Raw genomic sequence first — 12035 nt, 5'->3', positions numbered from 1 at the left:
GGGGCTTTTCACTTCGGGTGGGGGCTTTTCACTTGTCGGCGGTGAGCTTTCCGGCCGCGCCCCAGCTGTCGGTGGGCACCTCGTGGATCCACACCTGGACGGTCTCGGCGGGGATCCCGTACGCGTCGACGAACGCGTCGGTGACCCGCTTGACGAGGTCCCGCTTCAACTCGGTGTCGCGCGGGCCCTGCTGCACGGTGACGATCGGCATGACTACTCCGACTTCCTGGTGCGGAACGGCTCCTGCAGCCGTGTCACCAGTCCATCGCGGACCGGGCCGCGACCAAGGAGCAGTCCGCGACCGCAGCGATCAGTTCCGGTGATCGCCGCAGGCCAGGAGCAGGGTGTCCGGGCAGGGGGTCGGGTCGGCCGCGTGCACGGCGAGCCCCGTCGACAGCGCGAGCGAGCCCCGGCTCCCGGAACGGCACGAAGGCCACGCGGGGCGTGTGCAGCACGCGCGCGTGGGAGGCGTAGACGACCGTCCACAACGGGCGGGTGCCGATGGTGGCGAGGGTGTCGTGCGGGGCGCCGCCCCTCGGCCCGGCAGCGGTGTGAACCCGGCCTCGTGGCAGGCGCCGACGATCAGGCCTGCCCTTGCACCCCGTCCTTGGACCCCGTCCTTGCCGGTCAGGGGCGTACGACGGCACCGAACCGGATGTCGTGGGGCTGCCGGGGATGCATGGCGGCCAGCATCCGCTCGCCCTCCCCCGCCACGTCCTCCCGCTGGGCCTTGGTGAGGCGGCCGAAGGCCTCGATGACGAGCGCGTCCTGCTCCAGCTTCCACAGGCCCGCCAGGAAGCCGTCGACGAGAAGGGTGCAGTAGGCCTGGTTGCCCTGCCAGCTGCGGCCCCGGTTCTCGGCCGGGACGACTCGGGTGCGGTCGGCGTGGGAAAGGAGGAGGTTGTCGAACTCCGGGAGGAAGCGGGGCGGGGCCGGGGTCTCGGGGTCGGGGCGCGGGGCCTCGGGGAGGTCGAAGAGTTCGACGCCCCGCTCGTCCCGGAAGGTGAGCAGGTGCGGGCGGAGCCGTTCGAAGGGCTCGCGCAGCCGGGTCAGGCCGGCCCACGTCTGCATGTCCTTGACGGAGGCCGGGCCGAAAGCGGCCAGGTAGCGCAGGACGACGGAGTCCGGCGCCGGGACCGGTTCGGCGGGCCGGCCGAGCCAGTGCTCGGCGGTGGTCAGCGCGACCTGCCCGCTCCTGCCCCACAGCCCACGCGGGGTGACCTGGACCAGGGGCAGCCTGCACCGGGCGGCGACGGCGAGGGACCGGGGGTCGGCGTCGGGCCATTCGGCGGAGAGGGCCTCGCGCAGCTGCTTCATGGTGCGCGGCTCGGTCTCGACGAGGTCGCGGGCGAGGACGGCGAGCCGGTCGAGGTCGACTCCGGCGAGGCCCTTGCGGAAGTACGTCAGCTCGCGGTCACGGGCGGGCTGCACGAACGGCCGCAGGGTGAGGCAGTCGTCGGCGGTGTGGGTGTGGATGGTGGAGCGCATGCTGACGATGCGGACGACCTCGCGGTCGGCCATCGGCGTCGACAGCGCCTGCGGGACGAAGCCGTCGAGCCGGGCGGCGAGCGCGTAGTACGGCGGCTTGACGTTCTGCGCCTGGAGCCCGAGCAGATGCTCGACGGCGGCCCCGGCCGGCAGTGACGAGGGGCGCAGCAACAGCTGCCGGTCGAGGGTGGCGCGGTTGAGGGCACGGGCACCGAGCACGGGGGCCGCCGGGGACATCGTCATCGTCATGCACGGCAAGCTAACGGGCCTTGCGGACACCTGCTGTCCGCTACGCGTCCGGGCCGGGGTCCGCCCCTCTCGCCTCCAGGTCGTTTGCCCCCTATATCCTGCTACGTGATCACCACCAGGTGATCGGACGAGATCCAGCGAGATCCCACGACATCCGGACGAACGTAGGCTCGACCGAGAGGCAGCCGCGATGGCCGAGCGCCCCAGGAAGCCCGTCTGGCGCCGCACCCCGCCCGCACCTCAGCCGCCGCGGCCGTCCCGCCCGCCGGCGCCGGCGGCCGCGGAGCCGTCCGAGACCGCCAGCATCGTCCAGGCCGTCCTGTACCGCGACGGCGTGCGCGTCGTCGCCCCCACCACGCTCTCGGAGACCTACCGGGCGCTGCGCGAGCAGCCGTCGGGCATGGCGTGGATCGGCCTGGCCCGCCCGACCGAGGGTGAACTCCACTCCCTGGCCGCGGAGTTCGACCTGCACCCGCTCGCCGTCGAGGACGCGAAGGAGGCCCACCAGCGTCCGAAGCTGGAACGCTACGGCGAGACCCTCTTCGTCGTCCTGCGGGCGGCCCGCTACCTCGACGCCCAGGAGGAGATCGACTTCGGCGAGCTGCACGTCTTCGTGGGCCCCGACTTCGTCCTCACGGTCCGCCACGGTGCGGCCCCCGACCTGTCGGCGGTCCGCCGCCGCATGGAGGAGACTCCGGAGCTGCTGAAGCTGGGCCCGGAGGCGGTGCTGTACGCGATCCTGGACGCGGTGGTGGACGGCTACCTGCCGGTCGTGTCGGGCGTCCAGAACGACGTCGACGAGATCGAGACCGAAGTGTTCCGCGGCGACCCGGCGGTCTCCCGCCGCATCTACGAACTCTCCCGCGAGATGGTCGAGTTCCAGCGTGCCACCCGCCCGCTGGTCGGCATGCTGCACGGCCTGATGGCCGGCTTCTCCAAGTACGGCACCGACGAGGAACTCCAGCGCTACCTCCGCGACGTCGCCGACCACGTCACCCACACCAGCGAGCGCGTCGACGGCTTCCGTCAGGCCCTCACCGAGATCCTCACCGTGAACGCGACCCTCGTCACCCAGCAACAGAACGCGGAGATGCGGGCGTTGGCGGAGGCGGGGTTCGAGCAGAACGAGGAGATCAAGAAGATCTCGTCGTGGGCGGCGATCCTCTTCGCCCCGACGCTGGTCGGGACGATCTACGGCATGAACTTCACGCACATGCCGGAGTTGCACTGGGTGTTCGGATACCCCTTCGCGATCGTCCTGATGGCGATGGTGTGCACCAGTTTGTACGTCATCTTCAAGCGGCGGGACTGGCTCTGAGCAATCGTCGGGAGTCGAGACAGGCGCTGCCGTGAGGGAGTGCCGCACGGACCGCAGGCGGTGACGTCAGACGTATGGGGCACAGCAGGTTGCTGTGCCCCTGCGTTGCGCGGGGTTGTGGAGAGCCCACGGGGGAAGTCGACGTCTTCAGGTGACAGGCCGGACGCTCCGTCCAGACCCCGTCGGGCAACACACTTGGGTAAACCGGCACCTGCCTGGCGGGAGGAGCGGAGTCCCTACGTGGCCGCACGGCTTCCGACGCCTGCGTGTCCGCTCCGACGGCTGAGCCGATCGCGTCAGTCGTTGTCGCCCCGCTCGCCCGTGGCGGTCTTGGAGAACCCGTCCTGCCAGGCGGCCTTCGCCCCGGAGTCGCCGATCCGGTACACGTCCACGACCGCGCCCGCGGCCACCCCGACGGACAGCACCACTGCCGCCACCCGCACGAGCAGCGCGGACCGGGACGAGGCCGACCGGGTCGGCTGCTCTCCGGGAGCGGCCTGTGCCGCGGCCGACCGTCGCGTCGTCCACCAGAGCGCCGTCGCCAGCACGAACAGGCCCGCGGCCCAGGGGAGCAACCCGTCGCCGAGTTCGGCGTGCCGGCGCACCAGGGCGTTGCTGTCGACGTGCTCCTCCAGCCACTCGCCGGCCTCCGTGGCCAGGGGCACGCTCACCAGCGTCAGCAGGGCCAGCACCGGCAGCACGATCCCCATGCGCCGGGCGGCACTCGGCCATATCGCGCCGGCCACGACCGCCAGTGCGCTCAGGGGAACGAGCACGACGACGACGTGCACGATCAGAACGTGTGCCGGCAGACCGTTGACAACGGTGAGGCTCATCGGGTGTTCCTCCAGAAAGGCGACCGTGAGAAATCGGCTCGGGCACGTCCGCGCGTGCCGGCCGGTGGGGCGCGTCAGCCTGGCACAGGAATCTCTCAGGTTCCTCTGAGCCCACACCCTTCCGGACAATGGCGCATTCGCGTCTCGCGACCTCCGTTACCGCCCTCCACGGAGCGCACAGGGACAAACGGCCCCTTGGTGCGCCGTCGCCTGACTGACCGTCGACGGGCAACTGCACCATGCGGTGGTGGACGCCATGCGGGCCGGCGGGGGCGACCGTTGCGCGGTACGACCGGGTCGGGCCGGCCGGTCGGGAGCCGGTGATCCTCAAGGGCGGCGGCCTGCAGTGGCACGCGCCGGCGCCGCGCGGATACCGGGGCATCACGCCCAGCGAACCGATGCGCCACTGAACCAGTGCGCCGCCGAGGGGAAGCGTTCCCTGACGAAAGCGCTCGGCCCGGCCGGGGTGGGCACCGCGTGGCGCCCACCCCGGTTCTCGGTCGCCGGGTCAGGCGGCGACGGGTCGTGGGTCGGCGAGCGGAGTCGCCAAACGCCCTGTGCGGTACAGGCCGTACAGGGCGGCCGCGCAGGCGAAGCCGAGCAGGCACAGGGAGATCCACGGCAGCGCGGGCATCCCCGCCTCGCGGGCCGCGTCGAGCGCCACGCCGGTGAGGAGGTTGCCGAAGGTGATGCCGATCCCGCAGATGGTGTTGTAGAGCCCGTAGTGCGTGGCGACGAGGCGGTCACCGGAGAGCCGGACGATGGTGTCCATCTCGAAGGGGTACGCGATCATCGTGCCGACCGCCAGCAGAAGCGCGGCCAGTGTGGGCGGTACCGCGGCCAGCAGCCACAGGCCGGCGCCGGACTCGGGGACGGGCAGAGCGGTGGCCAGGAGCAGCGGCACGAAGGCCAGGCCCATGGCGGCCAGTCCACCGGCGAGTGCCTGCCCCGGCTCGTAGCGGGCCTTGCACCAGGCAGTCACTCTGGTCTGGCCGACGATCGTACTCAGTCCGGAGACGGCGAAGAGCGCCGCCACCGCAGCCGTGCCGAACTCTCCGTCCCCGCCGACCCGTCGCACTTCCAACGGCAGTGCGAGATAGACCTGGAAGGAGAGGACGTATGAGCCGATCATGGCGCCGGAGAAGAGCAGGAACGGACGGTTGGCGAGAATGCCGCGCCACTGGGTGAGAACGCCGTCTCGGTCCTTGTCCGCCTTGCTCACAGGGTCCTCGGCGCGCCGGGTGGGCAGCGCACGGATCTGCACGACGCTCAGCACGGCGAAGATCCCAGCGGCGACCAGGCAGGTGATGCGGAAGTCCACCCCGGTCAACACCATCCCGACGAGCGGGCCCAGCAGGATTCCGGCCTGGTAGAAGACGTTGAACAGTGCGAACGCCTCGACCCTGCGCTCCCCCGCGTCGGCGGCGAGATACGCCCGGACCGCCGGGTTGAACAACGCCCCGGCGAGCCCCGTGGCCGCGGAGGCGGCGATCAGGGCGGCCAGCGAGTCGACCAGGCCGAGCGCCGCGAATCCGACCGTGCGCAGCACGCATCCGGCGACGATCAGCGGCTTGTAGCCGAACCGGTCGGCGAGCGTCCCGCCGACGAGGAACATGCCCTGCTGGCTGAAGTTCCGTACGCCGAGGACGAGTCCGACGACCCAGCCGGCCAGTCCGAGCGTGCCGGAGAGGTGAGCGGCCAGGTAGGGCATGAGCATGTAGAAGCCCAGGTTGATGGTGAACTGATTGGCCATCAGCAGCTGGACGCTGCGTTCGTAGGTGCGTACCTGTGTGAGGGTGCCCTTCACCGGCTCTCCTCCACGGACTCCAAGGTGAGCGGGTCGACCACGGTGGTGCACCGTGTCCAGTGGGCCACTTCCTTCTCGTCCACGCGCCCGATCACCTCGGGTTCGGGAACGGGAGGGGCGTCGAGGAGGCCGTGGGCGGCGCAGTAGTCGTCGTCGAACACCGTCCCGAGGTAGCGCTGCGGGCCGTCGGGGAAGATCGCCGCGATCCGGGTGTCGGCGGGCAGGGTACGGGCCAGCCATCCGGCGACCAGGGCGACCGCGCCCACGCTCCACCCGCCGGTGGCATAGTGCGAGCCGGCCAACTGGCGGCAGGTCCACACCGCCTCGGCCGGGGCCACCCAGTGGACCTCGGAAAACGCGTCGTAGGCGACGTTGCGGGGATAGATACTGGACCCCAGGCCCCGCATCAGCCGCGGCCGGGCCGGCTGGCCGAAGATCGTGGAGCCGATGGTGTCGACGCCGACCACGTCCAGCTCGGGATAGAGCTGCTTCAGCACCCGGGAGACGCCGGCGGAGTGCCCGCCGGTGCCCACGCTGCACACCAGGGCGTCGATGTGGCCCAGTTCGGCGGCCAGTTCCAGGGCGAGCGGGGTGTAGGCGGTGGTGTTGTCAGGGTTGTTGTACTGGTCCGGGCACCATGAGTCGGGGTGCTGTGCCATCAACTGCTGGACGCGCTCGCGGCGGGCCTGCTGCCAGCCGCCGGTGGGGTGCGGCTCGGAGACGACGTTGACCTGGGCGCCGTATGCGGCGAGCAGCCGGGTCATGGACATCTCCAGACCCGGGTCGGTGACCAGGGTGACCGGATGGCCGTAGACCATGCCGGCCAGGGCGAGGCCGAGTCCGAGGGTGCCGCTGGTGGACTCGATGATCCGGGCGCCGGGGCGCAGATCGCCGCGGGCGCGGGCCCGCTCCACCATGTGCAGGCCGGGCCGGTCCTTGATGCCGCCCGGGTTGAAGCCCTCCAGTTTCGCCCAGAAGCCGCGGTCCGGGGGTGTCAGCGGCTGGGACACCCTCAGCAGAGGCGTGTTGCCCACCAGCGCCGACAAGGCGGACCGGTCGGGCGTGGCGGGGGTATTCGTGAGTGACTGCATGTCTTTCGCTCTCGCTCGATGAATGCGCGGGGCGTGCTCATCTCGCGCCACGGCCACAGGCGGACGGTCGTTGCTCGTCCGAGGTTGTGCAGCCGTAGCGCGGCAGCCGTGCGGTGCCGGCTGCGGGCGGGAGGTCTAGATGCGCCACCGCGAGGTGCAAAAGAGCGCGGTTCTGCCCGTATGTCGGGTGCGGAAGCGATACGGCCGACGGTGAGTCGGCAGAGCGACCAGAACACCGAAGTCACCGACGGGCAGGGTCGCCGCTGCGTCGGCGGGGGGATGGTGAGCGGCCTGGGCCGTCGGCCGGGCGGCCTCGTCCAGGGCGCAGTGCTCGTTCCCGTGGTGTCGGTGCGGCCCATGGGGCGTCACATCGCTCGTCACCGCCGACCAGGCCGATGCCGTGGCCACGGCGGGTACCGGGTGGTCCGGCTCTGTCGACTGCCCATGCGTAACGGCGCACAGGCCGATCAGCACGAGCAGGACGCCGGACAACAGGGCGACGACCGGCTGCGGCAGGCGCGAGTCGGGTACGGCCCGAAGGGGGTGTGGGGGTGTACGGGAAGGTGGCGGCACAGGTCCTCCGTGCGCCGGCTCCCTCTTCGGCCATGGCGGCGACCACGGCAGAGGAAGCGGCGAGCAGGGGTGGGGGCAGGACGGTATCGACGATCCACAGCCGAACCGTCCCCACACGCCGAGTCGGTGACGGGGGTGGCCGGAACAGCCGGAGGACGAAGGGGAATCCGGCTTCTAGACCTGCTGAACCACAGCCGATCTCAGGCCTGTCGACGACGTGGCAGACAGTACCGACCCGTTGGAATCCGACGTGTCCAGGACGCGCCCGACGGGGGCCGATTCGCCGACCGAGACGGCACAGCACGGCGGTGTCAGCACCGGGCCCTGCTGCGGCTGCCCGGAGACGCATTGCTCGCTCGGGTGCGAGGAGCCGTGGCCGTCACCTGGATCACCTATCGCGACCAGCCGGAACACAGCCCGCTCGCCCTCGGCGTCGACAACCGCCTCGTGCGCTGCGGCAGCAGGCGCCACCGCGCTGGTCACCAGGTGTCCTTTGACGCTCTCGGCGCTCAGTCCGTGCGTGAACACGACGCTGAACAGCAGTACGGCCATGGCCGACACGCGGAGCAACGGGCCCGCGGAAACACGGGCCCGCACCATGCGCGGGAGTGACCAAGCCGTAATCACGCCGTGATGCTAGCGGCTCACAGACCTTGATCCGCCGACTCCCGCGCGATATCGCGTCAACGAGCCAGACACATGACCGGTTTGCTTCGGCGAGCAGTCCGGGGGCGACCCTGACGCGCCCCGACGGACCCTCGAACACTAAACTGCTTAGTAGTTACTGAGTCCTCCCCCCATCCCCGTGCGTACTAGGTCGCAGCCGCCAAGCACTTGCGCGGCGCAGCGAGACGCACAGGGAAGGGTGGACATGGGAACTGTGACTCTGAGCTGGTCCATAGCGGGGGTCGCCGCACTGGTCGCCGCCGTCAGCGCGGTCCGGGTCGTGACCACGAGCGGCGAGGGCCGGTACGCGGCGGGCGGCGATCTGCTGATGGGGGTGTGCATGGCCACCATGGCCCTGCCCGCGACGGCAGCCTGGTACGGGGGGTACGGCTTGTGGTGGGCGACGGCGTTCGCCCTTCTCGGTCTCGGCGCCGTGATGTTGGCCGTCAAGCACACCCGCGAACGCGGCTGGAAAGAGGGCCGCCACTGGGTGCACCTGATCGTCGGCAGCGCCGGCATGGTGATCATGACGTTGGCCATGACGACGACGCCGTCCGGGCCCGTCCTCGCGCTGGGCCACGGCCACGGTTCCACGATGCCGGGCATGCCCGGCATGGAGGATGGCGCGAGCACGCAGCACACCGGCGGGACGGAGAGCATGGCCGGCATGGAGTCCATGCCCGGGATGGAGTCCACGCCCGGGATGGACATGGCCGGCATGAGCGCGCACACGTCCGCCGCCGGGGCGAACGCATCGTCGTCGCCTTCCGTCTGGCGCCTGGTGATCGCCGCGCTTGCCGTGTACTTCCTGCTGTCGATCGCCGCGTCGGTCTGGGCGCGCATCCGCGGCACCAAGCGGATCGGCCTCACGGCCGGCCGCGAGAACACCCGGCGCCGCGACTGGAGCCGCTGGCTGCTCTCCATGCCGGACACGGTCGTGGTGTTTCTGGCGTCGCTGACGCTCTCCGTCTGGGACAAGGCCCGCACGGCGGAACGGGGCCGCCACGGCGGTCGTCGCCGCAGGGCCGGCGCCACACCCGAGGCGGCCCTCGCCGCTCACATCGGCATGGGCGGAACCATGTCCGCCATGCTGCTGATGATGGTCGCGTAACGGTCGAGGCTCCCAGCGACCACCACCGTCGGGAAGACGTGAGCACCCCCACAGCTCGGGAATACCCCTGGGGGGTATATTGTTGACTCGCTCGGGAGGAGCGGGGATGAGCCCCTCCCGGAGCGTCGTCCACGCATCGACTTCCGAGGATGAACAGTCATGACCGACCAGAAGAACTCCGGCTCCTGCTGCTCCACCGACGGTTCGTGCCACTCCGGCGCCGCAACCGACACCCAGGCCGGCGGGGTCACCACCGTCTACAAGGTGTCCGGCATGACCTGCGGGCACTGCGAGGGCGCGGTCTCGCAGGAGATATCCGAACTGGACGGCGTCACCTCGGTCACGGCCGTCGCCAAGACCGGTGAGGTGACGGTCACCTCCGCCGCCCCGCTCGACACGGAGGCCGTCCGCGCCGCCGTCGACGAGGCGGGTTACGAGCTCGTCGGCGCCGCGTGAGCCGTCCGGGGTCAGACGGCCCCGGACCACGCGTTTTCCTCCCCGCCGGGACGTGCCGCTCCGCTGATACGGACGCCGTACGTCCCGGCCTTCCCCAGGAGAATCTCCATGACCAGCACGGCTCCCGAGAAGACACGTCCCGGTGAGGCGCCCCCGCAGGCGCCCGCCTCCGAGGTCGAGCTCTCCATAGGCGGCATGACCTGCGCTTCGTGCGCTGCCCGCATCGAGAAGAAGCTCAACCGCATGGACGGTGTGACGGCGACCGTCAACTTCGCCACGGAGAAGGCGAAGGTCTCCTACGGAGGCGGGACCGACGTCGCCGACCTCATCGCCACCGTCGAGAAGACCGGCTACACGGCCGAAGAGCCGCCGCCCCCCACTCCCCCGACCGGCGAGGAAGGCGAGGTCCGGGCGGCACACCCGGGCGCGGACGGAGAGTTGCTCTCCCTGCGGCAGCGTCTGTTCGTGTCGCTCGCGCTGTCGGTGCCCGTCGTCCTGATGGCGATGGTCCCGGCCCTGCAGTTCGACAACTGGCAGTGGCTGTCGCTGACTCTCGCCGCTCCGGTCGTCGTGTGGGGCGCGTACCCCTTCCACGAGGCGGCCTTCACGAACGCCCGTCATGGAGCCGCGACCATGGACACGCTCGTGTCCATCGGCACGCTTGCCGCCCTGGGCTGGTCACTGTGGGCGCTCTTCTTCGGGCACGCCGGCATGCCGGGCATGCGGCACGGCTTCGAATTCACCGTCGCCCGTTCGGACGGCTCCTCCTCCATCTACCTGGAGGCCGCGGCCGGGGTGACCACCTTCATCCTCGCCGGGCGCTACCTGGAGACGAAGTCCAGGCGCAAGGCAGGTGCCGCGCTGAGGGCGCTGCTGGAACTGGGTGCGAAGGACGTGGCAGTGCTGCGGGGCGGCAAGGAAGTGCGCATCCCCGTCGCGCGGTTGACGGTCGGCGACCGCTTCGTCGTACGGCCCGGCGAGAAGATCGCCACCGACGGGACCGTCGTCGAGGGCGCGTCCGCGGTGGACGCCTCCATGCTGACCGGCGAATCCGTGCCCGTGGACGTGAGCGTCGGCGACGCCGTGACCGGGGCGACCATGAACGCCGGGGGGCGGCTCGTCGTCGAGGCCGCGCGCGTCGGGGGCGACACCCAGCTCGCTCGCATGGCGAAGCTCGTCGAGGACGCCCAGAACGGCAAAGCCGAGGTGCAGCGCCTCGCCGACCGGATCTCCGGCGTCTTCGTGCCGGTCGTCCTGCTGATCGCCGCCGCCACCCTCGGGGGCTGGCTCGGCGTCACGGGTGACGCGGCCGCCGCCTTCACGGCCGCCGTGGCCGTCCTGATCATCGCCTGCCCGTGCGCGCTCGGGCTGGCGACGCCCACTGCCCTCATGGTCGGCACCGGCCGCGGTGCCCAGCTCGGCATCCTCATCAAGGGCCCCGAGGTGCTGGAGTCCACCCGCCGCGTCGACACGGTCGTCCTCGACAAGACCGGGACCGTCACCACCGGCCGGATGCAGCTCCAGGACGTGTTCACCGCACCGGGGGTGGACAAGGACGAACTCCTGCGGCTCGCGGGCGCGCTGGAGCACGCCTCCGAGCACCCGATCGCCCAGGCCATCGCGGCCGGCGCGGTAGAGCGGGCCGGCAGCCTGCCGGTACCGGAGGGCTTCGAGAACGTCGCCGGCCTCGGCGTCCAGGGCATCGTCGACGGGCACGCCGTACTCGTCGGCCGCGAGAAGCTCCTCGAGGTCGGGGTCCCCCCGCTCGAGCGAAGCCGAGAGTGGGGGACGGCCATCGTGCTGCCGCGCGAACTGGCCGAGGCCAAGGCCGCGGCGGAGGCCGAGGGGCGTACGGCCGTAGCCGTCGCCTGGGACGGCGAGGCTCGCGGTGTCCTCACTGTCGCCGACGCGGTGAAGGAGACCAGCGCCGAAGCGGTGGCCGAGTTGCGCCGACTGGGTCTGAAGCCGGTTCTCCTGACCGGCGACAACCGACTCGTAGCCGAGTCGGTCGCCCGCGCTGTCGGCATCGACGAAGTGATCGCCGAAGTGCTGCCTCAGGACAAGGTCGACGTGGTCAGGCGGCTCCAGGCCGAGGGCCGTACGGTCGCCATGGTCGGCGACGGCGTCAACGACGCGGCCGCCCTCGCCACGGCAGACCTCGGCCTTGCCATGGGCACCGGCACGGACGCGGCGATCGAGGCGGGAGACCTGACCCTCGTACGAGGTGACCTGCGGGTGGCTGCGGACGCGATCCGACTGTCCCGCAAGACCCTGGCCACCATCAAGGGCAACCTCTTCTGGGCCTTCGGCTACAACGTCGCGGCCCTGCCGCTCGCCGCCGCCGGCATGCTCAACCCGATGATCGCCGGTGCCACGATGGCCTTCTCGTCGGTCTTCGTCGTCACGAACAGCCTGCGCCTGCGGTCCTTCAAGTAGACCG

At 71.0% G+C, this 12035-nt stretch carries 10 protein-coding genes; 4 read left to right on the top strand and 6 right to left on the bottom strand.

The genetic code is table 11. From position 1 onward, the window contains the following. Positions 1 to 28 precede the first annotated feature (28 nt). Both dmpI and OG289_RS38845 read right to left on the bottom strand, forming a co-directional pair. On the bottom strand, positions 29 to 211 hold the full coding sequence (gene dmpI / locus OG289_RS38850; RefSeq protein ID WP_327318694.1) for a 4-oxalocrotonate tautomerase DmpI: 183 nt from the start codon (positions 209 to 211) through the stop codon (positions 29 to 31). 416 nt (positions 212 to 627) lie between these two features. Next, positions 628 to 1737, bottom strand: a complete 1110-nt coding sequence (locus OG289_RS38845; RefSeq protein WP_327318693.1) for a winged helix DNA-binding domain-containing protein — start codon at positions 1735 to 1737, stop codon at positions 628 to 630. Between the two features lie 190 nt (positions 1738 to 1927). Here OG289_RS38845 and OG289_RS38840 point away from each other — a divergent pair, with 190 nt between their 5' ends. After that, a complete protein-coding gene (locus OG289_RS38840) occupies positions 1928 to 3055 on the top strand; it encodes a magnesium and cobalt transport protein CorA (protein WP_327318692.1) in 1128 nt (375 codons plus the stop codon). A gap of 296 nt (positions 3056 to 3351) precedes the next feature. Here the strand turns inward: OG289_RS38840 and OG289_RS38835 are convergent, their stop codons facing one another. The 4 genes from OG289_RS38835 to OG289_RS38820 form a co-directional block, all read right to left on the bottom strand. Beyond that, positions 3352 to 3891 carry a DUF2231 domain-containing protein gene (locus OG289_RS38835; protein ID WP_327318691.1) on the bottom strand — a complete coding sequence of 180 codons (540 nt, stop codon included), beginning with the start codon at positions 3889 to 3891 and terminating at the stop codon, positions 3352 to 3354. Between the two features lie 508 nt (positions 3892 to 4399). Continuing rightward, positions 4400 to 5698: an MFS transporter gene (locus OG289_RS38830; RefSeq protein ID WP_327318690.1), complete on the bottom strand. Its 1299-nt coding sequence runs from the start codon at positions 5696 to 5698 to the stop codon at positions 4400 to 4402. Continuing rightward, entirely contained in the window at positions 5695 to 6789 is a 1095-nt protein-coding gene (locus tag OG289_RS38825; protein WP_327318689.1) for a PLP-dependent cysteine synthase family protein, read from the bottom strand. Before OG289_RS38825 ends, OG289_RS38830 begins: the two co-directional genes overlap by 4 nt. 747 nt (positions 6790 to 7536) lie before the next feature. Next, on the bottom strand, positions 7537 to 7914 hold the full coding sequence (locus OG289_RS38820) for a hypothetical protein (RefSeq protein ID WP_327318688.1): 378 nt from the start codon (positions 7912 to 7914) through the stop codon (positions 7537 to 7539). 319 nt (positions 7915 to 8233) lie between these two features. On the opposite strand from OG289_RS38820, the gene OG289_RS38815 reads away from it, so the two are divergent. The 3 genes from OG289_RS38815 to OG289_RS38805 all read left to right on the top strand — a co-directional run bounded on the left by OG289_RS38815 (position 8234) and on the right by OG289_RS38805 (position 12031). Then, a complete protein-coding gene (locus OG289_RS38815; RefSeq protein ID WP_327318687.1) occupies positions 8234 to 9139 on the top strand; it encodes a DUF5134 domain-containing protein in 906 nt (301 codons plus the stop codon). Between the two features lie 159 nt (positions 9140 to 9298). Beyond that, positions 9299 to 9595, top strand: a complete 297-nt coding sequence (locus tag OG289_RS38810) for a heavy-metal-associated domain-containing protein (protein WP_327318686.1) — start codon at positions 9299 to 9301, stop codon at positions 9593 to 9595. A 108-nt stretch (positions 9596 to 9703) separates the two neighbouring features. Then, positions 9704 to 12031, top strand: coding sequence for a heavy metal translocating P-type ATPase (locus OG289_RS38805; protein WP_327318685.1), 2328 nt, complete (start codon positions 9704 to 9706; stop codon positions 12029 to 12031). Positions 12032 to 12035 lie beyond the last annotated feature (4 nt).

It is taken from the genome of Streptomyces sp. NBC_01235, from assembly GCF_035989285.1.
In the GTDB taxonomy this organism is placed as follows: Bacteria; Actinomycetota; Actinomycetes; order Streptomycetales; family Streptomycetaceae; genus Streptomyces.
Note: the sequence above shows the minus strand (reverse complement) of the source record. Positions and strands in the feature narration are given on the sequence as shown.